Origin of the sequence: Streptococcus panodentis (assembly GCF_017884005.1) — a bacterium.
Lineage (GTDB): Bacteria > Bacillota > Bacilli > Lactobacillales > Streptococcaceae > Streptococcus > Streptococcus panodentis.
The window spans coordinates 45844-70614 of sequence record NZ_QFAY01000014.1 but is presented as its reverse complement, the minus strand read 5'-3'; the positions used below and the strand labels follow the sequence as shown (position 1 = coordinate 70614).

Below are 24771 nucleotides of genomic sequence, written 5' to 3'. Positions count from 1 at the left end.
CTGGAAAACGTGATAAACACGTTCAGCTAGCGGGCTGTTTTTTATAACTATACCTCTGAAATATGATGAAATCAAGGTAAAAGAACTGCGTTATTGATTCATAAAAGGCAGCAGGACCGGCTTCCTTGATGGCCTAGCCTCACTACAGAAGGCTGGGTTTGGAGAAGAGACCGTATAAGGATGTCTGAAGACTGGAAAAGCAGCCGCAAACATCGGCTGCTTTCAGAAGTCCGGGTATCAGGCTGCTCATTTCTTAATAATGCCAAATTCCTCGTTTTTCTTCTGCTGCTGGGCTTCCTTGTGGTTGTCATAGAGATTGGCCAGAAATTTAGCAATCTCTTTGAGAATAGAATAGACCGGCACCGCTACAATCATGCCGATAATGCCATAAATATTGCTGGACAGAAGCAAGAGCACCATAATCGTAATTGGGTGCACTTTCATCACACCGCCGACAATCCGCGGATAGAGAATATTGCCGTCAATCTGCTGGACAATAACCATATAAACCAGCGCCGCCACCATTTTATGGGGATCGGTAAAGGCATAGGTGATAATCATCGGAATCAGGCCGATGCTGGGACCTACATAGGGAATCAGATTGGCCAAGGTCGAAAAGATGGCAAACACCAGAGCATATTTGAGGCCAATCACGCTGTAGCCGATGTAGGCCAAGGTGCCGATAATCAGGGCATCAATGGAAATACCGCTGATATAGCGGGCAATCGTCGCATTCAGATTGGTCAAGAGATTGGAAAGGTTCAGCCTGTCCCGCTTGAGAACCGTTCTCTCCAGCATAGGCAGGAGCTTGCGCCCATCCAAAAGGAAGTAGACCAGAAAAATCGGCGTCATAATCAAAATCATAATCGTATTGACGACGGCGGATACCACACTGCCCAGACTGTTGGTCACGCTGTTGAGGATATTTTGCAGAATATCTACATAGGACAGATTGAGCTGCTGAATCGTTGACTGGATATTGAGATTTCTGAAGAGGGTATTTTTCGACAGCTGATTGACCCAGCTCTGAATTTCCCAATAGAGCCCCTGCGTTGAATTGATCAGACTGGACAGCTGATTAATCAAAATAGGCAGGAGGTAGATCACCCCCAGAGCAATGAGGCCGAAAAGCAGGCAGAGGGTCAGCAGAATGCCGACAAGCCTGTTGATTTTCAATCGTTTTTCCAGAAATTCAACCAGAGGATTGGTAATATAATAAAGGAAACCGCCCAGCAGAAAGGGAATCAAAATGGTATTGAGCACGCTGACAACAGGCGTAATCATATCTCCCATCTGCCGCCAGATAAAGAAGATAATGGTCAGTAAGAGGACCTCACTGGTCCAAAACATGAGCTTGCTTTTATGAAACATTTTTTACTCTCCTTCCAGCTATTTTACCATAATTTTTGATATAATAGAGGGGATTTGACGAAAGAAAGAATAAAAATGAAACAGATTATCACGCTGGAAAATGTCAGCCTGACAAAACAAGGCAAAAACATTTTAAAAAATCTGAACTGGCAGGTTCAAAAAGGGGAAAACTGGGCCATTCTGGGGCTCAACGGATCAGGAAAGTCCAGCCTGCTGCGGCTCCTCATGGCCGAATATTGGAAAACGGAAGGGAAGGTGACGGTTCTCGGCACGGAGTTTGGCGCCGGCGGCATCCCCCAGCTTCGAAGCAGGATTGGCGTGGTCGGCTCCTTCATTGCTGAGCGTCTGCCCAGCCGCCTCTTGGCTGAGGAAATTGTCCTGACCGGCAAATACAAGAGCAGCATGCTCTATCGCCAGTACGGCCGGACCGAGCTGGAGGAAGCCAGAGAAATGCTGGCTTCTGTCGGCGGCCAGGAGCTGATTGGCCGGACCTATGCCAGCCTGTCTCAGGGAGAAAAGCAGCTGCTGCTGATTGCCCGCAGCCTCATGGAAGAGCCGGAACTGCTGATTCTGGATGAAGCCAGCAGCGGCCTAGACCTCTTTGCCCGTGAGCGGCTGCTGGATCAGATTGAGAGCATCGCTCGGCTGAAAAAGGCGCCGACTATCCTTTATGTCACTCACCATGCCGAAGAAATCACCCCTGTCATGGACCACCTGCTGCTCTTAAAAGAGGGGGAAATCACCGCTCAGGGCCCCACCGAGACAGTCCTGACCAAGGAAACTCTGGATCTCTTTTATCCGCAGCCTGTCCGTCTGATTGATCTGGGCAGCGGCCGCTTCTTTGTCCAAAGGGAGGAAAGGGATTGATGAAACAGTTTTCTACCATATTCTTTAAGCTGGGCTATTTCCTGATTTTAACCATGACAGCCATTGCCCTGCTCTTTCTAGCTGGGCAGATTCTGCTTTCCCATACCTACATCCCTCTGCATATCGCCGAGGGGGTCCAGTTTGTCAGCAATCCCTGGTACTTTTATCCGCTCCTGCTGCTCTTTCTGCTGGGCCTCTTTCTGATCCGGCCTCTGCTGGAAAAGCTTTCAGGCAAACACCTTTTTCTAGGACTGAGCCTGCTCTTTCTTGCAGCAGCTATTTTCCTGATCACCTCCTACAGCGGAAGAATCCGGGCTGATGCCAGACATGTCTTTTATGCAGCAATAGCCTTTAATCAGGGCGACTACAGCTCGCTGACGACTGTCGGCAGCTATCTGTACCGCAACCCGCATCAGCTGGGTCTCATGACGCTGGAGCGGCTCTATGCCTACATTTCTCCGACGACTCAGTTCGCCTTTGTCATGAATATCCTATGGACGCTGCTCAGCAATTTTCTGATTTATAAGATTACGGCTCTGCTGACTGCTAAGGAAATTATCCAGAAATACACTATTCTCCTGACCTTTCTCTTTCTGCCCCAGCTTTTTTTCGTTCTCTTTGTTTACGGTACGATTCCCGGCCTGTTTTTCTGCCTGCTCAGCCTTTATGCCTTTATCCAGCTGGAGCAAAAGGGCCGTCTGCTCTACGCCCTCTTGGGAGCGGCCAGCATCGGTATGGCCTGTCTGCTGCGGAATAACTACATGATTTTTGCCCTCATGCTGATGGGGGTCTGCCTGCTGTCTGCTTTTTATAAATGGTCCTGGAAAAAGCCGCTGGCCATCGTTCTGATTGCGGCTGCCATTGTCTTTCCCGGCAAGTTTCTGACCGGCTATTATGAAAATCTAATCGGACAGTCTATCGGAGAGGGGACTCCAAAAATCGCCTATATCACCATGGGCCTGCGCGATGACCCCAACCGCCAGACCTTGGGCGGCTGGTATGATGCCTACAATACGAAGATTCTCAAGCGCAACCAATACAATGAAAAACAAGCGAGGGAGATGGCCACCCGTGATTTGAAAGACCTTCTCATTCACTTCATCAAGAATCCCGGCTACGCTCTCAAGTTTTTCTACGAAAAGGTCAAGTCCACTTGGACCGAGCCGACCTTCCAGTCCGTCTGGACAGGACCGCAGATCGAACGCCAACAGTATATGAAGCCGGCTGTACTGCGCAGCATTTATGAAGAAAGGGCTGGCTATCAGCTGGTCAATTTCCTGCTGCTCATTCTGCTGGCCGCTATTTACCTGCTGTCCTGCGGTTTTGTCCTCCGCAAATATTTCATTGCCGAGGAAAGACTGCGGCCCTTTGACCTTTATCCTTTTATCTTTCTCTTGGGCGGCGGACTCTTTCACTTCTTCTGGGAAACCAAGAGCCAGTACGTTTATATCTATGTGCTCCTGCTCATTCCTGCAGCGGCCCAGAGCCTGGTTGAGCTAGGCGACTGGTGGCAGGAAAGAAAAGAAAAAAGAACTCTTTGAGGTCGTAGATGAGGCTGGAACAGGCTCAAGAGTCGGCTAAAAATACGGCTATTTGACGAATGTTCCGCTTTCTTCATCTGCAGCTTCCCAACCTCACCCTCTCTTTTACTCCCTCGGACTGAACGAAAGTTGGGAACTTCGTTCCCTGAGACTGAAGACAAAGTTATCCAAAGTCTTTCCTTAAGCGAGTGCGGACGGTAGCGACTTCCTTCGGAATTCCATACCTAAGATTTGAGCCTAAAGTCTCAAATCTTCCGAGCGCCTGAAACTAAAGAGTTTCAGGCGCTTTTCTCACAGCGGAAAGACTTGGTTGATCTTTGTTTTAATTATAGCAATGAGCTTTTTCTTAATTCTTTGTAAGAATTTATAAAATTTTTACAAAGAAAATGGAATTTGTCTACGTTCTGTGGGAACTTCGTTCCCTTTATCCGCAACCTTCAACAGTCTACTAGACTGTTAAAGCAAGGCGAGCTAACAAAGTAATAAAAGATACACGAAATGACGATAAACCCCGCTGGTTTCAGTTTCAGCGGGGTTCTTTTAGCGGTTTCTGGCATAATTCATCATGTCATAAGGCAGGGTATTGGCGGTTTCTTTGAGCGAGTAGTTTTCCAGATTATTGACATTCTGGCGCAGGTGCTTGGCATAGCTGGCAGAGATGAACTTCTTCTCTTCGTATTCAAAGATAATCTTTCTCTCCAGATAATAGCCCCGCAGCATTTCGTCAATATTATTGGGCTTGATGCGGGTGATAACCCGCTCAATAAAGGCGCCGCTGCCGATAATCTCCGTCTCGCGCAGACGAGAAGCCTGCAGGAAGCTGACCAGTGCGCTCTGATAGACACCCTTCAGATTTTCCAGACTCTCAATGATGACTTCCGTATTGGCCAGATAGAGCTCAGCGATTTGGTCAATATCCTCAGCAGTCAGGCGGCGATTGCTGCGGTTGTTCCAGCTGCGCAGGCGGGCTCCCAATGTCACCAGCTCATGGACAAGGACCCGCAGAAGACGCAGAGTGACCAGAAAGAAATAGGTAAAGCGCGAAGCCCAGTTGCGGTTGATGCCCTGCTCCATATTGCGCAGGTAGCGCTGGTAGACATGGTAGCTGCGGTTGCTGATTTTCCCTTCTTCAAAAGCCTGCTCCAAACCGTCATTTTCAATACTGAGGATGAGAAGTTTGAGGGCCGCCCAGTCCCGCTGCACTCCCTTGTCCTCCTGCTCCAGAATCAGGTTTTCAATTCGGCCGTGATAGTTGTCAATAGCCGCATAGAGAGGAGCTTTAGCCTTGGTGTGCTTGAGTTCCTCCTCCAATTCTACTACGACTTCATTTAAAATAGCGATGTGCATCAGGCGATCAGGCCCTTCTCCCCTATCCTCAGACAGATGAGGCAGGGTGACAATCCCCGTCAAAAAGCTGAGCAGGGTCACACCGGCAACCAGAAACAGCAAGAGCGGATACTGCTGCTCCAAGGCGGTCGGAATCAGCAGAATAGTGGCAATGGAGACCGTCCCCTTGACACCCGAAAAAGTCAGCAGCAGCATCTCTTTGAGATAATTCTTCAAGCTTTTCCCTAATCTGCGGGTCCGGTAAAAGTAGAGCCCCCAAATCATGACAAAGCGAATAGCAAAAAGCAGCACGGTCAGAAAGACAATGCTGACCAGCAGCAGGAGATTGTCATAGATGGGGCTTTTGAGAATCGGCTCGGCAATCATTTCCAGCTCCATGCCCAGAATGATGAAGACCGAGCCATTGAGCATGAAATTGACCGTATTCCAAATCGTATCCGTCACCGAATCCACCTGAGCTTCTAAGAGCGTAATCCGCTTAAAGCGGCTGGCCTTAAAAATACCGGCCACCACCACTGCGATAATGCCCGACACATGCAGCTCTTCTGCCAGAAAGAAGGTCATGAGCGGCAGACTGAGCTCCAGCAGCAGCTCACTGGCAATATCCGACACACGGGCGCTCATCAAAATCTTGTGCAGCCAGCGATTGAAGGCTGCCGTCAGCATGCCGACCGCAAAGCCGCCGATAATGGACAAGAGCAGGGACAGACTGGCCTTTTCCAGAGAAAAAGTCCCTGTCGTCCAAGCCAGCAGAGCCACCTGAAAGGCAACCAGCCCCGAAGCGTCATTGAGCAGACCCTCGCCCTTGAGGATATTTTCCACCCGTTTGGGAAAGCTGAAACGCTCTGACAGGGAGGCAAAGGCCACCAGATCTGTCGGCCCTAAAGCGGCTCCGACTGCAATGCAGGCTGCCAAAGGCAGGACCGGCCAGAAGCTGTGGGCCAGCCAGCCCAAACTCAAAGTCGAAACAAAAATAACTGGAAAAATCAGATACAGAATGATGTACCAATGCTTCAGAATACTGGTCACATTGCTCTCCTCAGCCTCCCGAAAAAGGAGGGGACCGATGACCAGAGCCAAAAAAAGCTCTGTATCCAGCTGAAAGCGCCCCAAGGGGATGAAAAAACCAACCAGTACCCCCAGAGCAATTTGCAGCAAGGGCAGGGGCAGCTTAGGAAAGATACGGTTGGTGACATTGGAGATGACCAGCAGGCTCAGAAAGATAATCGTATAAAGGAGGATTTCCATCAGCAGTCTCCCCTATCTTTCTTTGCAGCACTCTTGAAACAAAGCCTTCTGCTGAGAAATTTTCTGGTCAATCTTGGAGAGATCCCGATGTTCGATCCGTTTCTGACAGCGTTCCATTTCCAGACTGACCAATTTTTTCTTGATGCGCAGCATCTTTTTATTCATACGGGCTTCATCCAAGAAGCCGGCCGCTGTTTCGCCATTGGTGGACTCCACATATTTACTGCGAAGACCGGTCAGTTTTTCCTGCAAGTATTGCTTATCCATTTTGATCTTTTTCTTCCTTTAGTTTTTCAATCATGACCAAAAAAGGCGGATGATTGATTTGATTGAGGGTTTTGTAAAGCATGACAGTAAAAGCCTGCTGGGGTAACTGCCGGACAAAATCCAGCACCGCATCGCGCTCCCTATCCCCTCCTGCGTGGCCCTGGTAAATCATGACCGCCGCACGTCCCCCAACTTCCAGTCCCTGACAGACCTGATCCAGTGCCTGTAAAGTCGTCTGAGGCTGGGTGATGACTGACTTGTCAGCCGAGGGCAGGTAGCCCAGATTAAAAATCGCGGCCTTAAAGCGAGGCACATAGCGGCTCAGCTCTTCATGGCCGGCCAATATCAGGCGGACATTGTCCAGACCCGCCTCCTTCAGCCGCTGGCGGGTCTTGGTCAGCGCCTGCTCCTGAATATCAAAGGCATAGACCTGCTTGGCCAGCCGGGCCAGAAAGAGGGTATCATGCCCATTGCCCATGGTCGCATCCACGGCCACGCTCTGGCCATCTAAAACCTCCGCCAAAAAATCATGGGAAAGGTGAATGGGGCGTTTGATCATAAATAATTCCTTATCTGTTTACGGTCTAAGAGTGACTTAAGATAGTTATGAAAAAATGAAAATGGCTTTATCATCATTTCGTCTATTGGTTCATCACTATAATAGGGATTTTCAATCACAAAACGATATTGTTTGTGTACAATGAAAGCATAAAATTTATTGCCATTCTTCATAAAGTTATCTACTGCTATTCCACCTATATCTTCGGGCACTACGCTTTGACACAGCCTATCAAGTTGATTAAAAAATCCTTTCTTTTCGTTCCTATCCATTCGTTTCTCTTCATAGCAATTGTTCAAAAAATCCTCAAAAAGAATCCTACCATCTGCAAATAGAAAGTAAATTGCTTGCGGACGTCTTGTTTCGGCTTGCTCAATCTGAAAGGAAAGTACACAATCTCCAACCATCTCAGTTACAGATCGTTCAGAATAACCTACTTTTCCATCTTTAAGGAAAAACTTTGCTTGCAAAATACGGTTTTCTTCCATTGCATACCAAGTTGTATTCGGAAATTTTAACATTACTTCTTGCATTAAAGCCTTTGGGTATTCAGCATTTCTGGTATTAAATTGAATTTGACAACAGTCATCAGATCTTTCCTCTATTGTTAAATCTATTAATACTGATGGTAAGTCCAGCCGATTCTTAGATATCGTCATTTAGTTTATCTTTTATTACTTTGTTAGCTCGCCTTGCCGTACGCCAGTACTGTCTGCGGCTCGCTGCCTCGTACTAAAAGCAAACTAAAAGACTATAAATAAGAAGCCAATTCTTGTGTGCCGCTTAAATAATGATAAACAACTTGTCCCATTTTATCCTCCTTCTACCTTACAGCCCTGTCTGCTGCCGCGGCGGCGCATTTCCGCCTCAATGGCATTGAGGACTTCCCATTTATTGAGGCTCCACATAGGGCCTATCAGCATATCCCGCGGGGCATCGCCGGTAATTCGGTGGATGACGATGTGCTCAGGGATAATCTCCAGCTGATCGCAGACGATAGAGACATACTCCTCCTGACTGAGCAGCTGCAGCCGCCCCTCGTGATAGTCCCGCTGCATGCGGGTATTGGTCATGAGATGCAGCAGGTGGAGCTTGATGCCCTGAATGTCATTGTCCGTGACACAGCGGCGGACATTTTCCAGCATCATCTCATGGGTCTCGCCCGGCAGGCCGTTAATCAGGTGCGACACGATTTCTGCCTTGGGAACCTGCCTGCGGATCCGCTGGACCGTCTCCACATAGAGTTCATAGGAGTGGGCGCGGTTGATCAGATCCGAAGTTGCTTCATAGGTCGTCTGCAGCCCCAGCTCTAGGGTCACATGCATGCGCTCGGACAGCTCCGCCAGATAGGCCAAGGTCTCATCGGGCAGACAGTCCGGCCGGGTCCCGATATTGATGCCGACGACACCAGGCTCATTGATGGCCTGCTCATAGCGCTCCCGGATAACTTCCACTTTTTCATGGGTATTGGTGAAATTCTGGAAATAGACCAGATACTTCCGGACCTCCGGCCACTTGCGGTGCATGAAGTCAATCTCATGGTAAAACTGCTCCCGAATGGGTGCATCTGGGGCCACAATGGCGTCGCCTGAGCCCGACACCGTGCAAAAAGTACAGCCGCCGTGCGCTACCGTCCCGTCCCGGTTGGGACAGTCAAAGCCCGCGTCAATAGGAACCTTGAAGGTCTTCTCCCCAAACAACTTCCGATAATAATCATTGAGCGTATTGTACGATTTCATAGAGAATATTCTACCACAATTCAGCCAAATAAAAAAGAGAGTAGGGCATCCTCTTCATTTTTCCCATTGGTAGAGCTTCATATCAACAACTCCCGGCTTTTTGCAATCAACCCCTTCAGCCCAGAGCAGGGCCTCCTGATCCGGCCAGACCGGAGCCAGCCGGCCGGCTGCATTGACTACCCGGTGGCAGGGATGATGGCCGCCGTAGCGCTCCGCCTGACTGATGATTTTTGCCACCAGACGGGCATTTCGGGGACGTCCGACCAAGCGGGCAATCTGTCCGTAGGAAGCCACGCGCCCTCTGGGAATCCTGTCCACCAGATCCAGGACCTGCTGGGCCAGGGCTTGATTCAAAACAGTCATGTCACTCCTTTCCGCAAAAGCATATCAGAAAGGCCGGAAGCCCGGCCTTATTTCTCATTTCTGCTTACTCTTAAAGCGCCATTGAAAGCGCAGCTGGTCATAAAAGGGAAATTCAATATTGAGAATGGCCAAGCCCAGCAGCATACTGGCAATGACATCTGTCGGATAGTGAACGCCCAGATAGACCCTAGACAGGGCAATGGTAAGAATATAAAGCAGCAAGCCTCCTTGCACCAGGCGCTTGATTGTTTGCTGCTGAATCCGCTGAGCAGCAATGATTATCAGGCTTCCGGCAACCAGAGTCACTGCCATGGTGTGGCCGCTGGGGAAGGAATAGCCCCCCTCTGTAACCAGATGCTCAATGGCCGGCCGCGGCCGTTGGTAGACCAGCTTAATCAGCTTGATCAAGATTCCATGCAGAACTAGATTTCCAGCCAGCAAGGCGGCCTCTGCTTTCCACTTTTTATAAAGGAAAAAGAGAAAGACAGCAGAGACCCAGATAATGATGCCGATAGGATCAATGGTACTGGTCACAATTTTGAAAAAAGCTGTCAGGCCAGCAGGCAAATCCCCCCGCACAGCCGTCTGAATGGAGCTGTCAAAGCCGGTCAGCTGCTCAGGATAAAACTTGACTATATAGCCAAGAATGACGAAAAGTAAAAGGGCGAAAGAGCCCTTTGTCAGATAAGATTGTTTATTTTTCATAGCGTTTTAGAACGGGCTGCAAGAGCGTGTAAATCAGCCAAAAGACGAGAGCCCAGATTGCTCCTTCTAATAGGTTAAAGGGGATGACCATACTAAAGAGGTATTTGGACATACCGACCATCTGATTGATGTCAAAGTTGGCAAAGCGTGCATACAGCGGCACTGCATAGAAATAATTCATCAAAAACATAGCGGCTGTCAGAGCCAAGGTGCCCAAAACCGAAGCCAGTAAGTACCGGTTCAGAGTCTTGTCCCTCTTCCAGATAAGCGCAAAGGCAAGCAGAAAGACCAAGACGGCTGTCATATTCATAGGCAGGCCAATCAGGGTTTCCGCACCGCGTCCATTTAAAGCCAGCTTTAAAACAGAGCGCAGCAGCAAGACCGCCAGCGAGCTTTTCAAATCCAGCATGACCAAAGCCAGCAAAATCGGTATTATGGAAAAATCCAGCTTAAAGAAATCAATCCCGACAGAGATTTGAAAGAGCATCAGTACAAAGGCAAGTGCCGCCAAAACTGCAACAGTCGCCATTTTACGGGTATTTGTCATAACAGGTTCCTCCAATTTATAAAAATTAGAGAAGCCGGAAAGGTCATCAAAAGAAAGCTTGTCAGCTAACAGTTATTTAGTATAAGGCGCTGGCCTTAAATAAAGATTAAACGGCAAGATTACTTGACTGCCTCTCTGTCTTCTCCCATCCAGACTATACTGTCGGTTGTGGAATCTCACCACATCAGCTTGCGCTCGCGGACTTGTTCTAGCATTCCGAGTTGGCCAAGATTTTGCTTTTAGATTAGGCGAGGCTGCGCAAGCATAGCTGGAGCTAGGTCAGAAGCGGCAACGCAGTATAAAAGCAAAAGATGGCCAACGACTAAAATTCACCGCCGGTCGGGAATCTCACCCTGCCCTGAAGACTCTTTTATGATACCAAAAAAGGCCTGCCGGAGCAAGCAATTTGTTTGATGTAATTAAAATTGTTTCAACGAAAAGGAAGAGTAATCATTAACCTCCGAACAAGTCTATTACCCCTTCAGCTTATCCGCTTCATACTCATGCACCAAGTCCAGACCGGCAAAGTTCTGCTGGCGCAGGGCCTCGTAGACGATCATGCAGACAGCGTTAGAGACATTGAGGCTGCGGACATGCTGGTCATTCATGGGAATGCGCAGGGCTTTTTCCGGATGCCGGCGCATAAAGTCCTCAGGCAGTCCCTTGTCCTCTCGGCCAAACATAAAATAATGGCTCCCTTCCGCCGCAAAGTCCGTTTCCGCATAGACCTTAGGGGCAAACTTAGAAATCAGATAGAGCCGACCGGTCATTTGAGCCATGAAGTCGTCCAGACTCTCATAGTAGGTAATGTCCAGCTTATCCCAATAATCCAGCCCCGCCCGCTTCATCTTGCGGTCGTCAATGGGAAAGCCCATGGGCTTGATAATGTGGAGCGGCGAGTTGGTCGCAGCACAGGTGCGGGCAATATTGCCGGTGTTCTGCGGAATCTGAGGCTCAAAAAGAACGATATGGTTTGTCATAATGAGAATGCTTTTCCTAGTATTTCCTTGAGATAAAAAAATAGCCACACTGCCCGGAGTCAAGCTCAGCAAACAGCGTGGTTAAAGCTTCATTAACTTACATCACAACAGGTTTGAGGTAAACCAATGAAGGTACTTATTTAGTATAACACTTTCCGCCTACAAGTCAACAGAAAAAGCTTAAAAAATGGTCTTTTTTTAAATTTTTTTCGCAAAATCATGTCAGTTTGATGAAAAATTATCACGATTATGAAAAAAAGAAAAGGAAAGTTCTGGACCGTTCGGAAAATCTGAGACGGAATGCCGCCTTCATTGCCAAACCGGTCTGATTTCCGCTTTAATCCTTTGCATTTCTCCGCCAAAATTTTTAAAAATAGATGAAATTTAGGCAAAAAAGGAGTATGATAGTTACATACTTTGGAGGAATCTTATGAAAATTATCGTTGTTGGCGGCGGCAAGGTCGGAACCGCTCTCTGCCGCTCCTTGGTGGCTGAAAATCATGATGTGGTCCTGATTGAGCAGGATGAGTCTGTCCTCAACCATATTACCAAGCGTTATGACATTATCGGTATTGCCGGAAATGGAGCCAATTTCAAGGTCTTGGAGCAGGCTGATGTAGAGCACTGCGATATCTTTATCTCTATGACGGAGCACGATGAGGTCAATATGGTCTCGGCAGTTCTGGCCAAGCGGATGGGCGCTAAGGAGACCATCGTCCGCGTGCGCAATCCCGAATATTCCAATTCTTACTTCAAGGAGAAGAACATTCTGGGCTTCTCGCTGGTGGTCAATCCCGAGCTATTGGCCGCTCGCTATATTGCCAATATCATTGACTTCCCCAATGCTCTTTCGGTGGAGCATTTTGCCAACGGACGCGTAGCTCTGATGGAGTTTAAGATTAAGAGCGACAGCAATCTCTGCCAAATGAATATTTCCCAGTTCAGAAAGCGCTTCGGCAATATCATTGTCTGCGCTATTGAGCGGGCAGGCAGACTGCAGATTCCCAGCGGCAGCTTCATCCTAGAGGCCAATGATAAAATCTTTGTCACCGGCAACCGTTTGGAAGTGGTCCTCTTTCACAATCAGGTACGGCCGCGGGTCATCAAGAGCCTGATGATTATCGGAGCCGGCAAAATCGCCTACTACCTGCTCAATATCCTCAAAAACAGCAAAATCGATCTCAAGGTGGTGGAGGTCAAGCGTGAGCGGGCAGAGTTTTTCAGTCAGGAATTTCCTGATCTCTATGTGGTGCACGGAGACGGCACAGCCAAGGATATTCTCTTAGAGGAGAGCGCGGTCAACTATGATGCAGTCGCGACTCTGACTGGGGTCGATGAGGAAAATATCATTACGTCCATGTTTCTCAATAATCTGGGAGTGCAGAAGAATATCACCAAGGTCAACCGGACCAGCCTCTTGGACATTATTGACAATCAGGATTTTGCCAGCATTGTGACACCGAAAGGTATCGCTGTGGATACCATTATGCACTTTGTCCGCGGCCGCTACAATGCTCAGTTCTCCAGTCTGGAGGCCCTGCACCATGTGGCCAATGGTCAGATTGAGACCCTGCAGTTCCAGATTACCGAGGGAAACAAAATGACCGGCAAACCCCTGTCTCAGCTTCAGTTCAAAAAAGATGTGCTGATTGCAGCCATTCTCCGGCAAGGCAGGGCTATTTTTCCAACCGGAGAGGATGTCCTGCAGGCGGGAGACCAGATTGTCGTGACCACCCTGCTGCAGAATATCACTGAGATTTACGACTTGATTGCGAGGTAGCCCCATGAATAAATCAATGATTCGCTACCTGCTGTCCAAGCTGCTGCTGATTGAGGCCGGTCTTCTGATCATTCCCCTGATAGTGGCTCTGATTTATCAGGAGCCGCTCAACGTCTATCTCTCTATCGGAGCCACCATGGCCATTCTTCTGGTCTTGGGCGGCCTGGGCTCCCTCTTTAAACCCAAAGACGTCCACATCTATGCCAAGGAGGGGATTCTGATTGTAGCCCTTTGCTGGATTCTCTGGTCCTTCTTTGGAGCCCTGCCCTTTGTCTTTTCCGGTCAGATCCCCAGCATTATCGATGCTTTCTTTGAGGTGAGCTCGGGCTTTACCACGACTGGGGCGACCATTCTTGACGACGTCAGCGTCCTCTCCCACTCCCTGCTCTTTTGGCGCAGCTTTACCCACCTGATTGGCGGTATGGGAGTGCTGGTCTTTGCTCTGGCCATTATGGACAATGCCAAGAACAGCCACTTAGAGGTCATGAAAGCCGAGGTTCCGGGCCCGGTCTTTGGCAAAGTTGTGTCCAAATTAAAAAATACAGCTCAGATCCTCTACATCATCTATCTGGCTCTCTTTGCCTTTTTTGCCCTGCTCTATTTTCTGGCCGGCATGCCGCTCTTTGACAGTCTGGTTATTGCCATGGGAACAGCCGGCACCGGAGGTTTCACCGTCTACAATGACGGCATTGCCCACTACAACAGCTCGCTCATTACCTATCTGGTCAGCTTCGGCGTGCTGGCTTTTGGGGTCAACTTCAACCTCTACTACTACCTGCTGATTCGCAAGTTTAAGGCCTGCTTCGGCGATGAAGAACTGCGAGGCTATCTGTGGATTGTCTTTGTTTCCACAGCTTTGATTGCTTTCAATGTCTTTCATCTCTACCAGGGCTTCGCCAAGAGTCTGGAAATCTCTTTCTTTCAGGTGTCCAATATCATTACAACCACTGGCTTTGGCTACGGCAATACGGTCAAATGGCCGCTCTTTTCTCAGGTCATTCTGCTCCTGCTCATGTGTATCGGGGGATCGGCCGGCTCAACCGCCGGAGGTTTTAAGGTGATTCGCTGTCTGATTACGGCCCGTATCGCTAAGAATCAAATCCTCTCTACCCTGTCACCCAATCGGGTCCTGACCATGCATGTCAATGGGGCAGTGCTGGACAAGGATACCCAGCACAAGGTCCTCAAATATCTGGCTGTCTATGTCCTGATTGTGGCTGGGCTGATTTTCTTTGTCAGTCTGGATCATAACAATCTTATGACCGTAACCAGCGGCGTTCTGTCTTGCTTTAATAATATTGGTCCCATGATTGGAACGACGGATACCTTCTCCATTTTCAGCCCTTTTTCCAAACTGCTGCTGTCGTTGGCTATGATTGCCGGCCGGCTGGAAATCTACCCCATCCTCCTGCTCTTTCTGCCAAGAACCTGGTCAAGGAGGTAATAAAGCATTCTTGGGACATTTCTAGAACTATCCGAAAATTTATATGAAATAAACTCCCTGTATCAACCGCCAAAAAACGGTGATACAGGGAGTTTTCTTTATGATTTCAGACTTTTCAGAGCTTCTTTCACCTCTTTGACCGTTGCTGAGTCAGGACCATTGATATCATGGACCTGCTCTTGGCCGGCTTGGTTAGTAGATACAGCGGCGTCTGGCTGATTCGGATTAACTTGTGGAGCATCCTGACTCCGATAGACAAAGCCGCCAGTCTTATCTGCACAAATGCGGGTATCATCTGAGAGCCCTTCAAAAAACTGGTCAATTTCCTCTTGACTGCTGTCTTTGAGATTTTCTGTCAAGACTTTAATCGTGTAATTATTTGCCTTGACAGCCGGGGCGGCCTGCTCAGAAGCAGCATCAGCAGCACGAAGCTGAACGGTCCAAGTCAGCAGCAAGAGAGCCGCCAAAATGAGCAAAATCTTTTTCATTAATTGTGTACCTCATATCTGGAAGCGTGCACAGGGTTAGAAGTAAGGAACCCTTTAGCCTTGTTTTCCGTTAGTGATGTCGTCACCAAGGTGAATTGGCCTCTAACCTGGATGATTTCCGAATGTTTCCTTTCTAAAAAGTTCCCTACACTTTGAGTATAACACACACACATATATATGTCAAAAAAGTTTGTATAAAAAAAAGAAAAAGAAAATAAAAATTCCTTTATTCTGATCTACTTCTTCTTAGGCTGAAATGGTCCGGCACCGGATCGTCTCCCTCCTTGGACCAGGGGTGGCAGCGCAAGATGCGGGCCAGGCCCATCAGAACTCCCTTGGCGCCGTGCTTCTCGATGGCTTCAATCATGTAGTTGGAGCAGGTCGGCCGAAAGCGGCAGGAAGGAGGAAAGGCAGGTGAAATAAAGCGCTGGTAAAAACGGACCGGCGATATTAGGATTTTTTTAATCATTTTTTTTTGGTCACAGCCAGAGTATGGAGCTGGCTGATTTCTTTCTTGCTGAGGCGGCGAAAGTCACCTGGACGCAGACCGGTCAGATCCAAATATCCGAAGCGGGTCCGAGACAGCTTGTCCACTTGGAGGCCGACCGCTTCAAACATCTTTTTGACCTGGTGGTTGCGGCCTTCATGGATGGTCAGCTCAACCACAGAGCGGTTCTTAGCTGGATCCGTCTTGAGAATACTATAAACAGCTGGCTTGGTTTTCTTGCCGTCAATGACAATGCCGCGGGTCAGCGGACGCAGGACTTCTTTACTAGCCAAGCCCTTGACGCGCGCCACATAGACCTTGTCAATTTCATTGCGCGGATGAATCATCTCGTCCGTAAAGTCGCCGTCATTGGTCAGAATAAGCAGGCCAGAAGTATCCCAGTCCAAGCGGCCCACAGGATAGATCCGTTCCTTGACTTCGGGCAGGAGGTCAACTACGGTCCTGCGCCCTTTGTCATCGCTGACGGAGGAGATAACGCCGCGCGGCTTGTTGAGGAGATAGTAAACTTTTTCCTCATTATAAATCGGCTGACCGTCTACTTCTACCAAATCGCCCGACTTAATGGTGGTGGCCAAATCCCGCACAGTCTCTCCATTGACAGTGACCACCCCCTGCTTGATTAGCTCCTCGGCCTTGCGCCGGCTGGCAATCCCGGCATGGGCGATGTATTTATTGATTCTCATCGATATCTGTCCTTTCCGTAAAAAGCTGGCTTTCTTCAGCTATCAGCTCTTGCTCCTCAACTACCGGCAGTTCCTCTAAGTGATTAATCCCCATATAGTCTAAGAAATAATCGGTCGTCACATAGAGATTGGGCCGGCCGATGACCTCTTTCTTGCCATCTTCCCGCACCAGCTCAAAGGCCAGGAGTTTGGCCAAGGCACCGCTGGAATTAACCCCGCGGATATCATCCACCTCCACTCGGGTAATCGGCTGCTTGTAGGCAATGATGGACAGGGTCTCCAGAGCTGCTCGGGACAGGCTCTGATTGATGGGAGCCCGCGAATACTCGCGCAGAAGATCCGCAAACTCTGGCTTCGTGACCAATTTATAGGTTCTGGAAGTTTCCAGCAGGGTCAGGCTGGAATCCGGATTGGCCTCATACTGCTCAGCCAGCTTCTCCAGACTCTGCATCACACCGGTCGGCGGCAAAGAAAGGATTTCCGACAACTGGTGAACTTTCAGACCATCTTCTCCTGCCACAAAAAGCAGGGCTTCAATCTCCGCTAACTTACTCATTTCCTCTTCCTACTAAATAAATATTTCCAAAATTTTCTTCCTGAATGACCTGAACTTCCTGTACCTTGACCAATTCCAGCGTCGCCAGAAAAAGGGTGATGACCTCATTCATATCCTTGGTCTCTGCAAAAATCTCCTGCAGAGCCAGACGTTTCCTGCCTGCGCAGCGGCTCCGCACCACTTCCATCATGTCCTCAATCTTGTACTCATCCCGGACAATGGTCGTATGGCTCTTAGAAAACTCCTCCTGTTTCTTGGCCATTACCTTGGAGAAGGCCAAGAAAAGATCAATAGTCGACTTGTCATGCAGGAGCTCAGCGTCTTCATAAACCAGCTCTAACTTCGGCTTGGAATAATAAAGCGCCCGATCCTCGTGCTGGACAGACATTTTCTCACCCAAGAGCTTAAAGCGGCGGTATTCCTCAATCTGACTCAGCAGGTCCTGCTCCAAATCATCCTCCAGATCCACCTCATCTGCCACCTTGGGCAGGAGCTTGCGGCTCTTGATCAGCATCAGCTGACTGGCCATGACCATATATTCGCCGGTCACTTCCAGCTTCATGGCCTGCAGAGTAGCGACATAGGCCAGATACTGCTCGATGACCTCCGTAATGGGCACATCGTAAATATCCACCTGATACTTGGAAACAAGGTGCAGCAAGAGATCCAGCGGCCCCTCAAAATCTTTTAATTTGATATCCATTATCTGTATTTTTCTAGCGTAATAATCGTTTTCAGGCCCAAGTCACGGGCAATATCATAAATGCCGATGCCTTTCTCCCGCTGACGCAGGATGAACTGCTCCCGCAGACTCTGGGCCGACAGGCTGTCCTGCCCCTGCTCCAGCAGAAAGGCTTCCAGCTGGCGAAAGCCCCACTGCCGAGAATAGGATCTGCCTTTTTTCTCAAAGAGATAGGTCCCGGTCAGATTGACTTCCAGCTCGCCCAGCAGGCTGTCAGGAATCTTGATAATCCGCTTCTGTCCGGCTTTTTCAATCCGCAAAATCTGAAAGTCAAGATCGATGTCTTCAATCTTGACCTGCAGAATCTCACTGGGCAGCAGGCCCATTTCCAAAATCAGCAGAGCCATGAGACGGCCCTTGGGAACCGCAGACTCCTCCCAGAAGGCTGACAGGTCCAGCAGTTCATTTTCCTGCTCCTTGGACACTGCCACCTTGGGCAGGGTCAGACGGTGGAACTCCTCAATAACGCCGTTTTGGTACAAAAAATAGAGAAACTGGTTGACCGCAGACAGCTTGCGCTTCTGCACTGCCGCCTTGAAATCCTTGATAGAGGCCTGATAAATCCGCAGATTGGTCTCGGTCACCCTGCCGTGGATTTCATCGACAAACTGGTCTAAATCATAGGCGTAGGCAATTTTGGAATTTTCTGAGATGTTCTTCTGATCTAAAAAAGGGGTAATCTGTTCTTTCATTTTTTGCAAATCTTATATTGGCTGGTGAAATTATGCATCAGTGCATTCATCGCTTTCAAAATAGACTTTCTGGTGATAATCCCGTGAAAATGGCCTCCCTTATCCACCACCGGCAGGAAGGACTCATCGACCAGCTTATGGAGGACGTCAGAAAGAGCATAGTCTGGCTCCACCGTCAGCCCATCCTTTTTGGTCATATGCACAATATCAGTGGTCATAAAGACTTCTTCCGGCAGCTCATGCTGCAGGCGGTAGGCCATAATATCCGTCAGGGAAATCGTGCCGACAAACTGTTTATCCGCCGTCACCACCGGGATACGGGAATAGGTCATCTGACTGAGCAGCAAGAGGGCATGATCCACATTGTGAGTATCCACCATGACCGCTAAATTGGCCTCTGGTGTCAGAAAAGTCTCTTCATGCTCCAGCAGATAGGCTTCAAATTCTTTGGCAATCATCGTGCAAACTCCTTAGAAAGGCTTGGGTAAAGCTGGTGTTCACGTGTGTAGTAGTCCACCCGGAAACGGTCCGCTTCGATTTCCAGCTTGGCGTAGAGCCGCTCGTTAATCAGACCGCGCGGCTGGCTGATAGAGCCCGGATTGACAAAGAGGATTTTCCCCTCCATCCAGGCCTCAGGAATATGCAGATGGCCGTACAGACAGATGGCCGCTCCTACTTCCTGTGCCCACAGATCTAGCTTTTGAAAAGAAAAATTGATATGAAAGAGATGGCCGTGGGTCTGGGCGATAACGGTGCCGTCCAGATCTGTCACCAAACGCTCTGGATAGCCGTCGTAAAAGTCCATATTGCCGGCCACGACAGAAATGCCCTCCCAAATCTCATCATCAAAAGGCAGCTCCGAATCGCCGTCATGAAAAATAGCATCCACCTTTCCCAAATAACGATTTTTTATCTCCTCTACAATCGCACGGTCCCCATGAGAATCACTCATGACTATGATTGTTTGCTTTGCCATGCTGGAAATACCTCCACTAATTTCTGCACTGCCTGAGCCCGATGGGACTGAGCATTCTTTTCTTCCAAGGTCAGCTCGGCAGATGTTTTTCCTGTTTCTCCCACTAAAAATAAGGGATCGTAGCCAAAGCCATTTTCTCCCTTTGGCTCATGGGCAATATAGCCCGGCCAATCCGCTTCTACTACCAAAGATTCCCGATCCGGACTGGCAACGACCAGCGTCGTATGGAAATGGGCCGAGCGGTCCTTAATATCAAAAACCATGGCCAATTCGTGCAGAAGCTTGATATTGTTTTCATCATCGCTCGCTCCCCTGCCGGCAAAGCGGGCTGACCAGACACCAGGCATACCGCCCAAAACATCCACTTCCAGCCCCGAGTCATCTGCCAACACCATCTTGCCAGTCTGCTGACTGATGGTTTCTGCTTTCAGACGGGCATTTTCCTCAAAGGTCGTCCCTCTTTCTTCCACCTCAGGCAGCTCGGGATAATCATTGAGGTTCTCCACCCTGTAGCCCAGCTTATCAAAAAGCTTGCGAAATTCAGCTGTTTTGCCCTCATTGCGGGTAGCGATTAAAATCGTATCTCCGACCGAAACTTCTTCGCCTTCCTTTCCAAAAAAGTCATTCAGGCTGATTTCCTGCTGACTGAGAAAGAAAATTTTCTTCAGCTTATCATGGTGGGTGATCAGGATCGCTCCCTTATGGGAAACCACCTTAAAGTGCGTCGCCTGAGCTTCATTGATCATATCCAGAACAAATTGGATATAAGAAAGCGGAGAGTGGTATTTGACGACTACGGTTGAAAAACTGCCCCGGTCCCGATTGACTAGGCCGGCCAGCTCATCATTGATCCTCTCCAGCAGCTGCCTCTCTTCGCGGGCAATCCCTGAAAAGGTCTGGCACATTCTCCGATAGTCCACCCATTCCCCCAGAAACCAGTTGGCCTCATCAATATACTCATAAATCTTGTTTGCATTTGTCTTTGTCATAGTCTTACATGCTCCACAGTTATCTCTTTTCCGAGCCAGCTCTCTGCAATCTCCGCAAAGCTCTTGGCACTGGCTGTTGTGTAAAATCGGTGGTTCAGTTCCTGCTTATCACGGCTGCGGTTGATTTCAAAATAATTGAGCAGGACAGAAATGTCCCGCACGCATTCGGCCCCGCTGTCAATCAGCTTGACCTGGGGTCCCATAACATTTTGAATAATCGGCCGCAAGAGCGGATAGTGGGTACAGCCCAGAACCAAGGTATCTACACGGCCGGCCAGCGGCTGCAGACTTTCATAGACCACCTTTTTGGTCACGCTGGAAGTCAGCTCATTGGACTCCACCAAAGGTACAAATTTGGGACAGGCCAGACTTTCCACCTGCATGTCCGGAGACAGGGCCTGGATCTTCTGACGGTAGATGTCTGATTTGACTGTCATGGGGGTTCCAATGACACCGATTCGGCCGCTGGCTGTTGACTTAATAGCCGCGCTGGCCCCCGGCAGGATGACACCCAAGACAGGAATCGCCAGCTGCTCTTTGATTTCCTCCCAGACGACTGCCGTTGCTGTATTGCAGGCAAAAACTATCATCTTGACATCCTTGGTCAGGAGAAAGTTGACCAGCTGCCAAGTATAAGCCCGGATCTGCTCAGCAGGCCTTGGGCCATATGGGGCCCGTGCCGAATCTCCGATATAAATTACCTCTTCGTGGGGGAGCTGCCGCATGAGCTCGCGGACAACAGTCAGCCCCCCCACACCCGAGTCTAAAAAACCGATTGGTCGATTGTCCATAAGGTCTTCTTTCTAAAACAAGGGATTGGAAGCCGAGTCCAAATCCCCATTTTTTATATAAGAACCTGTATGCCTGCAGCTTACCCCATCCAAGGAGAACATCCTCTCTCACTGGCCAAGCCGCCTCCGTAGAATACAGGTCCTAAATTCTGCTCAGCCTCAAAGCAGCGAGGCTGGCTGCAGATTATTTTTTCTTTTTGCTGTTGGCCAGCGCTGCTTTCTGCTGGCTGATAATCTGACGGTACACCTGATGCACCTTGGCCTCACTCGGCCGCTGGCCGCTGGCACTGAGCAGAGTACGGACTGCTTCCACATTCAAGCGCGGATTTTCCGCAAATTCCTTTTCCACCTGACGGCGCAGCAAGTACATCCCCAAAATGATGCCTCCGGCAAAGGCGGCAATCACCAAGAAAATTGGTAAAACTAGATTCATATCAAGAACTCCTCTATTCCATTTTTACATTACTTCTTATTATACCATATTAGAAAATTTTTGCCTAGTAAGAGAAAACTTTGAAAAATAAAGCTTTTCAAGATTTATACTAATTCTATTTTAGTTTCACATCCTTTTTGGCGGACGTCAGCTTCAACAGCCCGGGAATCTTTTTCAATCTGATTCTAGAAACTGGAAGTAAGGCTGAAAGGCTAGGATTCGAGCAAACGCAGCTTGCAGCAAAAGAATTGCAGAGTTCCACAGCATGCTGCTGAGCTTAGAGCCTCAATAACACTGCTTTCACTAATTATTGGCAAGAGCTAGTAAAATTCCATCACCGAGAAAAGGTCGGAATTATTTCAATACTAATGTAAAATGACTTCTAAAGTTTTAGATTTCAGATTGGAAATTGTATAGTCTTTTCCTTTGCTTTTAGTAGTGATCGGAAGCTTTATCTATAACCTCAAAACCTCCACTGGAGCTTTTGAGCAATCAGCTACCGAGTCAAGAGTTTTTTACCAAAACAAAGCGAGACTGAAGAACTTTTATACAGCATCTTCCAAAAGTTACATCCCCCTGTGAGTGAGGACACAGTCACCACGGGAGTCTGTCTCAGCCTCCTTATCCACAGCCTTTCGATCTCACTATCTTGTTTCTAGGTTCGGACTGAACGAAAGCCGAGAACTGCGTTCCCTTTATCTCCAGCCTCCAACAGTCCTTCTGGACTGTTGGAGCAAGGCAAGTTAACGACGAAATAAAAGATAAACTAAATGACGATATTGGCCATTCCCCCTATCTTCTATTTGATCAATTGATTAGATTATTTAAAAGCGCCAACTACAACAGTGACGCTTCTATTTTAAAATTTAAATTTAAAATTCTGATAAAGTTGTTTATAAAAAAATTTTGCTGTGCAAATCTACTCGCCTATTTTTCTAACCGTTTTTGCAGGTGTTTTTTTATTTCTTCTCCATAAGTTTTTTCTTTCTCAAAAGTCATCTGCAACTCTCCGATATGAAATCGACTGCCTTTTCTCATTTTTTCTGAGAAATCTTCTAACCATGGATAACTATTTAATAACGTAATGTCATTTTTGGCATTCTTCGTAATGACAAAACCTCCCAGATGAGATAAGACTTGCAGGATTTCATCAGAATAAAGCCAAGTCATAAAATCAAGCGCCAAACGATTATTTCCATTTTTGATAATTCCCAGACAGCCTCCGCCAAGCAGGGGAGATTGACCTGGAATATCAGCAACACCTATCATGCTGCTGCTTAAAACGCTTGAGCCACGCAAAAAACGAAAGGCATAGTTTGAATAAATAATTTCCATAGCTGTCTTTCCCAAGGCAAAATTATCAGCAACCTGACGCCAGTGATCCTCTGAATTATTTAAAGAAAAATCCCTGCTTGCAGTATATTCCTCCAGTGTTTTTTCAAACAGTTCCTCAGTGAATGCTTCCTGTTTAATTTTCTCCTTTAATCTTGGAATAAAATCACTGTACGACAAAATTGGATTTAAATCTGAAATAGTATGCCCGTATAAATTGTATTCTGTTTGAATAGATTCATTTCTTAAAAATCTTGTAATTCGGTCAAATTGTTTAAAATTTTCAGGAACTTTTAAATGTTCTCTGGTTGTTTCAAAATACCGCCTTTGAAATAGCTTATCTTCAAAGAGATCCTTTCTGTAAAACAACATCTGAACACTAATATCAAGAGGTATTGTATACAGTTCGTCATTAATATGTACATACTCAGCCACCAGTTTTGCATCAAACTTCTGCATTATATTTTTTATCGCTGCAGAATCCTGTAAGTTTTGCAGTAAGGCTTTATCAACACTCCTTAACCAAGCCATATCCAACCTGACTAATTCATATTCCTGCAGTTTTGGTGAACGTTCCATTACTAATTCATACAGCAGATGATAAGGCAAGGTATCAATTTTCACTTCTATGCCGGAAAGACTGTGATATTTGTCCAGCAACGACTTCATCGCCTCTGTCATCGGGCTCTCAATCGTCAGCATTTTTATCTTTTGTTTTTGACCGCTGACTGGAACTGACAGCTGTTGATAGAGACCATCAGCCTGAATTTCCAAATCTTCTTTCGATAGATTATCAATTTTTCTAGCAACTGCATTCGCGCATTTTTCGATATTTAATTCAATATAATCCATACCCGATTGATGAAAAATCTGTCGATTGCAAATTGTCACGATGTGGGTATTGGCTTCAAATCCGTTCCACTCCGCCGTTTTCATAAACAGTTCTGTTAAATCCGGACTGGTCGAAACAACCAGCGTGTGTCTTGCAGATTTCTTGACCAATTCAAATAAATTCAATAATATTTTTGAATCATTAATACGAGTAACCGGTATAGGATTGTCACAGTCAAGATAATTTTCTAAATCATGGATAAACTGTCTGTCTCTTTCAAGCTCATGAGATAAAATCCTTAAATCTGTTATATCATAGCGCTGTATTAAATCAGAAATAGCATAAAAAGTTTTATCATGATTAAAACCAATATTGATTAATTTAGGTAACTTCTTAGAACTCCAAAAATCCACATAATAAATATTTAAACTGTTCTTAGAAGAAAGATAGCTGTTTGTTGGCCTCATTCCGCAGCAAACAATTGCCTTAGGCAGACTGGCCGAACGTTTTTCAATCGCTTGATCCACTTCTTTTCTATCAAAAATATAAGAAACTTCTACCTCTATATTTTTGCGATAAAAATATTTAGATAAAATGGATAAAAACAGGGTATATTTGTCCTGAAGGCTCATAGGCAGCAGAACAACCACCTTGTCCGAGTTCTTTTTCCTTAAGAGCTGGGCTTGGGAATTAAGCTGATAGCCTAATTTTTTCGCTGCTTCTTCAACTAACTGGATTTTCTGGGTGCTAACATTCCCTTTTTTGTTAAGTACATTGGAAGCTGTGCCGTGAGAAACACCAGCCATTTTTGCTATATCTTTAATCGTGACCATATGAATCCCTTTGATACTGTATTACTTAATACTCTCTTTCTGTTTAAACCCACACATCCATACCTTTGACTCGTTTCAGCTACTCCCAGGTTGTTGGCAGCAGCGGATAAAGAAAAAGCAGTTTCCAACTTTTGTCAAGTCAGCCTCACTTTCGGTTG

26 protein-coding genes and 1 riboswitch are annotated in these 24771 nt (G+C 47.5%); of the genes, 4 read left to right on the top strand and 22 right to left on the bottom strand.

Annotated features, from left to right (window positions below; all coding sequences use genetic code 11):
- Nucleotides 1-246: 246 nt before the first annotated feature.
- The gene (locus DHL47_RS07690; RefSeq protein ID WP_209551458.1) at nucleotides 247-1371 is read right to left on the bottom strand and encodes an AI-2E family transporter; all 1125 of its coding nucleotides are present in this window, start codon (nucleotides 1369-1371) and stop codon (nucleotides 247-249) included.
- A gap of 75 nt (nucleotides 1372-1446) precedes the next feature.
- Between DHL47_RS07690 and DHL47_RS07685 the strand changes: the two genes are divergently transcribed.
- Both DHL47_RS07685 and DHL47_RS07680 read left to right on the top strand, forming a co-directional pair.
- Nucleotides 1447-2238: an ABC transporter ATP-binding protein gene (locus DHL47_RS07685; RefSeq protein ID WP_209551457.1), complete on the top strand. Its 792-nt coding sequence runs from the start codon at nucleotides 1447-1449 to the stop codon at nucleotides 2236-2238.
- Nucleotides 2238-3779: a glycosyltransferase family protein gene (locus tag DHL47_RS07680; protein ID WP_209551456.1), complete on the top strand. Its 1542-nt coding sequence runs from the start codon at nucleotides 2238-2240 to the stop codon at nucleotides 3777-3779. Before DHL47_RS07685 ends, DHL47_RS07680 begins: the two co-directional genes overlap by 1 nt.
- 540 nt (nucleotides 3780-4319) lie before the next feature.
- Here the strand turns inward: DHL47_RS07680 and DHL47_RS07675 are convergent.
- From DHL47_RS07675 to DHL47_RS07635, 9 genes are all read right to left on the bottom strand, one after another.
- Nucleotides 4320-6374 carry a cation:proton antiporter gene (locus DHL47_RS07675; RefSeq protein WP_209551455.1) on the bottom strand — a complete coding sequence of 685 codons (2055 nt, stop codon included), beginning with the start codon at nucleotides 6372-6374 and terminating at the stop codon, nucleotides 4320-4322.
- Between the two features lie 12 nt (nucleotides 6375-6386).
- Nucleotides 6387-6641, bottom strand: a complete 255-nt coding sequence (locus tag DHL47_RS07670) for a hypothetical protein (RefSeq protein ID WP_128835617.1) — start codon at nucleotides 6639-6641, stop codon at nucleotides 6387-6389.
- The gene (mnmM, locus tag DHL47_RS07665; RefSeq protein ID WP_245335583.1) at nucleotides 6634-7200 is read right to left on the bottom strand and encodes a tRNA 5-(aminomethyl)-2-thiouridylate-methyltransferase MnmM; all 567 of its coding nucleotides are present in this window, start codon (nucleotides 7198-7200) and stop codon (nucleotides 6634-6636) included. The genes DHL47_RS07670 and mnmM overlap by 8 nt, the downstream gene beginning before the upstream one ends.
- On the bottom strand, nucleotides 7197-7859 hold the full coding sequence (locus tag DHL47_RS07660) for a hypothetical protein (RefSeq protein WP_209551454.1): 663 nt from the start codon (nucleotides 7857-7859) through the stop codon (nucleotides 7197-7199). The genes mnmM and DHL47_RS07660 overlap by 4 nt, the downstream gene beginning before the upstream one ends.
- Before the next feature lie 153 nt (nucleotides 7860-8012).
- Nucleotides 8013-8948: a tRNA modification radical SAM protein MnmL/YtqA gene (gene mnmL / locus DHL47_RS07655; RefSeq protein WP_209551461.1), complete on the bottom strand. Its 936-nt coding sequence runs from the start codon at nucleotides 8946-8948 to the stop codon at nucleotides 8013-8015.
- A 45-nt stretch (nucleotides 8949-8993) separates the two neighbouring features.
- Nucleotides 8994-9302 carry an MGMT family protein gene (locus DHL47_RS07650; protein WP_420853837.1) on the bottom strand — a complete coding sequence of 103 codons (309 nt, stop codon included), beginning with the start codon at nucleotides 9300-9302 and terminating at the stop codon, nucleotides 8994-8996.
- Nucleotides 9303-9356: 54 nt separating this feature from the next.
- Nucleotides 9357-10007 carry a phosphatase PAP2 family protein gene (locus tag DHL47_RS07645; RefSeq protein WP_209551453.1) on the bottom strand — a complete coding sequence of 217 codons (651 nt, stop codon included), beginning with the start codon at nucleotides 10005-10007 and terminating at the stop codon, nucleotides 9357-9359.
- Complete coding sequence (locus DHL47_RS07640) at nucleotides 9997-10554, bottom strand: ECF transporter S component (protein ID WP_209551452.1); 558 nt, start codon at nucleotides 10552-10554, stop codon at nucleotides 9997-9999. The genes DHL47_RS07645 and DHL47_RS07640 overlap by 11 nt, the downstream gene beginning before the upstream one ends.
- Before the next feature lie 133 nt (nucleotides 10555-10687).
- A riboswitch (FMN riboswitch) is annotated at nucleotides 10688-10924 on the bottom strand.
- A 103-nt stretch (nucleotides 10925-11027) separates the two neighbouring features.
- Nucleotides 11028-11534, bottom strand: a complete 507-nt coding sequence (locus DHL47_RS07635; protein ID WP_209551451.1) for a tRNA (cytidine(34)-2'-O)-methyltransferase — start codon at nucleotides 11532-11534, stop codon at nucleotides 11028-11030.
- A 430-nt stretch (nucleotides 11535-11964) separates the two neighbouring features.
- Here DHL47_RS07635 and trkA point away from each other — a divergent pair, with 430 nt between their 5' ends.
- Entirely contained in the window at nucleotides 11965-13314 is a 1350-nt protein-coding gene (trkA, locus tag DHL47_RS07630; protein ID WP_128835599.1) for a Trk system potassium transporter TrkA, read from the top strand.
- 4 nt (nucleotides 13315-13318) lie between these two features.
- Nucleotides 13319-14758, top strand: coding sequence for a TrkH family potassium uptake protein (locus DHL47_RS07625; protein ID WP_128835596.1), 1440 nt, complete (start codon nucleotides 13319-13321; stop codon nucleotides 14756-14758).
- Between the two features lie 98 nt (nucleotides 14759-14856).
- On the opposite strand, the gene DHL47_RS07620 is transcribed toward DHL47_RS07625, so the two are convergent.
- The 12 genes from DHL47_RS07620 to DHL47_RS07565 all read right to left on the bottom strand — a co-directional run bounded on the left by DHL47_RS07620 (nucleotide 14857) and on the right by DHL47_RS07565 (nucleotide 24613).
- Complete coding sequence (locus DHL47_RS07620; RefSeq protein WP_209551450.1) at nucleotides 14857-15246, bottom strand: hypothetical protein; 390 nt, start codon at nucleotides 15244-15246, stop codon at nucleotides 14857-14859.
- Between the two features lie 226 nt (nucleotides 15247-15472).
- Entirely contained in the window at nucleotides 15473-15715 is a 243-nt protein-coding gene (yidD, locus tag DHL47_RS07615; RefSeq protein WP_209551449.1) for a membrane protein insertion efficiency factor YidD, read from the bottom strand.
- Nucleotides 15712-16437: a pseudouridine synthase gene (locus DHL47_RS07610; protein ID WP_209551448.1), complete on the bottom strand. Its 726-nt coding sequence runs from the start codon at nucleotides 16435-16437 to the stop codon at nucleotides 15712-15714. Before DHL47_RS07610 ends, yidD begins: the two co-directional genes overlap by 4 nt.
- A complete protein-coding gene (scpB, locus tag DHL47_RS07605; protein ID WP_128835586.1) occupies nucleotides 16424-16993 on the bottom strand; it encodes an SMC-Scp complex subunit ScpB in 570 nt (189 codons plus the stop codon). The genes DHL47_RS07610 and scpB overlap by 14 nt, the downstream gene beginning before the upstream one ends.
- Nucleotides 16986-17696, bottom strand: a complete 711-nt coding sequence (locus DHL47_RS07600) for a segregation/condensation protein A (RefSeq protein WP_209551447.1) — start codon at nucleotides 17694-17696, stop codon at nucleotides 16986-16988. Before DHL47_RS07600 ends, scpB begins: the two co-directional genes overlap by 8 nt.
- On the bottom strand, nucleotides 17696-18427 hold the full coding sequence (xerD, locus tag DHL47_RS07595; RefSeq protein WP_128835581.1) for a site-specific tyrosine recombinase XerD: 732 nt from the start codon (nucleotides 18425-18427) through the stop codon (nucleotides 17696-17698). The genes DHL47_RS07600 and xerD overlap by 1 nt, the downstream gene beginning before the upstream one ends.
- Nucleotides 18424-18885, bottom strand: a complete 462-nt coding sequence (gene cbpB, locus DHL47_RS07590) for a cyclic-di-AMP-binding protein CbpB (protein WP_209551446.1) — start codon at nucleotides 18883-18885, stop codon at nucleotides 18424-18426. The genes xerD and cbpB overlap by 4 nt, the downstream gene beginning before the upstream one ends.
- Nucleotides 18882-19403, bottom strand: a complete 522-nt coding sequence (locus DHL47_RS07585; RefSeq protein WP_209551445.1) for a metallophosphoesterase — start codon at nucleotides 19401-19403, stop codon at nucleotides 18882-18884. Before DHL47_RS07585 ends, cbpB begins: the two co-directional genes overlap by 4 nt.
- Nucleotides 19382-20392 carry a nucleoside-triphosphate diphosphatase gene (locus DHL47_RS07580; RefSeq protein ID WP_128835574.1) on the bottom strand — a complete coding sequence of 337 codons (1011 nt, stop codon included), beginning with the start codon at nucleotides 20390-20392 and terminating at the stop codon, nucleotides 19382-19384. Before DHL47_RS07580 ends, DHL47_RS07585 begins: the two co-directional genes overlap by 22 nt.
- On the bottom strand, nucleotides 20389-21183 hold the full coding sequence (gene racE / locus DHL47_RS07575) for a glutamate racemase (RefSeq protein ID WP_209551444.1): 795 nt from the start codon (nucleotides 21181-21183) through the stop codon (nucleotides 20389-20391). Before racE ends, DHL47_RS07580 begins: the two co-directional genes overlap by 4 nt.
- A 184-nt stretch (nucleotides 21184-21367) precedes the next feature.
- A complete protein-coding gene (locus tag DHL47_RS07570; RefSeq protein ID WP_128835570.1) occupies nucleotides 21368-21616 on the bottom strand; it encodes a YneF family protein in 249 nt (82 codons plus the stop codon).
- A gap of 927 nt (nucleotides 21617-22543) precedes the next feature.
- Nucleotides 22544-24613: an extracellular solute-binding protein gene (locus DHL47_RS07565; RefSeq protein WP_128835568.1), complete on the bottom strand. Its 2070-nt coding sequence runs from the start codon at nucleotides 24611-24613 to the stop codon at nucleotides 22544-22546.
- Between the last annotated feature and the right edge of the window lie 158 nt (nucleotides 24614-24771).

Coding starts and splice junctions, on each gene's coding strand:
- DHL47_RS07650 (WP_420853837.1), bottom strand. CDS start 9,302: ATGACTGTTTTGAATCAAGCCCTGGCCCAGCAGGTCCTGGATCTGGTG.
- DHL47_RS07645 (WP_209551453.1), bottom strand. CDS start 10,007: ATGAAAAATAAACAATCTTATCTGACAAAGGGCTCTTTCGCCCTTTTA.
- DHL47_RS07690 (WP_209551458.1), bottom strand. CDS start 1,371: ATGTTTCATAAAAGCAAGCTCATGTTTTGGACCAGTGAGGTCCTCTTA.
- scpB (WP_128835586.1), bottom strand. CDS start 16,993: ATGAGTAAGTTAGCGGAGATTGAAGCCCTGCTTTTTGTGGCAGGAGAA.
- mnmM (WP_245335583.1), bottom strand. CDS start 7,200: ATGATCAAACGCCCCATTCACCTTTCCCATGATTTTTTGGCGGAGGTT.
- DHL47_RS07635 (WP_209551451.1), bottom strand. CDS start 11,534: ATGACAAACCATATCGTTCTTTTTGAGCCTCAGATTCCGCAGAACACC.
- DHL47_RS07670 (WP_128835617.1), bottom strand. CDS start 6,641: ATGGATAAGCAATACTTGCAGGAAAAACTGACCGGTCTTCGCAGTAAA.
- DHL47_RS07675 (WP_209551455.1), bottom strand. CDS start 6,374: ATGGAAATCCTCCTTTATACGATTATCTTTCTGAGCCTGCTGGTCATC.
- DHL47_RS07680 (WP_209551456.1), top strand. CDS start 2,238: ATGAAACAGTTTTCTACCATATTCTTTAAGCTGGGCTATTTCCTGATT.
- DHL47_RS07640 (WP_209551452.1), bottom strand. CDS start 10,554: ATGACAAATACCCGTAAAATGGCGACTGTTGCAGTTTTGGCGGCACTT.
- DHL47_RS07625 (WP_128835596.1), top strand. CDS start 13,319: ATGAATAAATCAATGATTCGCTACCTGCTGTCCAAGCTGCTGCTGATT.
- DHL47_RS07685 (WP_209551457.1), top strand. CDS start 1,447: ATGAAACAGATTATCACGCTGGAAAATGTCAGCCTGACAAAACAAGGC.
- DHL47_RS07570 (WP_128835570.1), bottom strand. CDS start 21,616: ATGAATCTAGTTTTACCAATTTTCTTGGTGATTGCCGCCTTTGCCGGA.
- trkA (WP_128835599.1), top strand. CDS start 11,965: ATGAAAATTATCGTTGTTGGCGGCGGCAAGGTCGGAACCGCTCTCTGC.
- DHL47_RS07585 (WP_209551445.1), bottom strand. CDS start 19,403: ATGGCAAAGCAAACAATCATAGTCATGAGTGATTCTCATGGGGACCGT.
- racE (WP_209551444.1), bottom strand. CDS start 21,183: ATGGACAATCGACCAATCGGTTTTTTAGACTCGGGTGTGGGGGGGCTG.
- DHL47_RS07565 (WP_128835568.1), bottom strand. CDS start 24,613: ATGGTCACGATTAAAGATATAGCAAAAATGGCTGGTGTTTCTCACGGC.
- DHL47_RS07580 (WP_128835574.1), bottom strand. CDS start 20,392: ATGACAAAGACAAATGCAAACAAGATTTATGAGTATATTGATGAGGCC.
- cbpB (WP_209551446.1), bottom strand. CDS start 18,885: ATGATTGCCAAAGAATTTGAAGCCTATCTGCTGGAGCATGAAGAGACT.
- DHL47_RS07600 (WP_209551447.1), bottom strand. CDS start 17,696: ATGGATATCAAATTAAAAGATTTTGAGGGGCCGCTGGATCTCTTGCTG.
- DHL47_RS07620 (WP_209551450.1), bottom strand. CDS start 15,246: ATGAAAAAGATTTTGCTCATTTTGGCGGCTCTCTTGCTGCTGACTTGG.
- yidD (WP_209551449.1), bottom strand. CDS start 15,715: ATGATTAAAAAAATCCTAATATCGCCGGTCCGTTTTTACCAGCGCTTT.
- DHL47_RS07660 (WP_209551454.1), bottom strand. CDS start 7,859: ATGACGATATCTAAGAATCGGCTGGACTTACCATCAGTATTAATAGAT.
- DHL47_RS07610 (WP_209551448.1), bottom strand. CDS start 16,437: ATGAGAATCAATAAATACATCGCCCATGCCGGGATTGCCAGCCGGCGC.
- xerD (WP_128835581.1), bottom strand. CDS start 18,427: ATGAAAGAACAGATTACCCCTTTTTTAGATCAGAAGAACATCTCAGAA.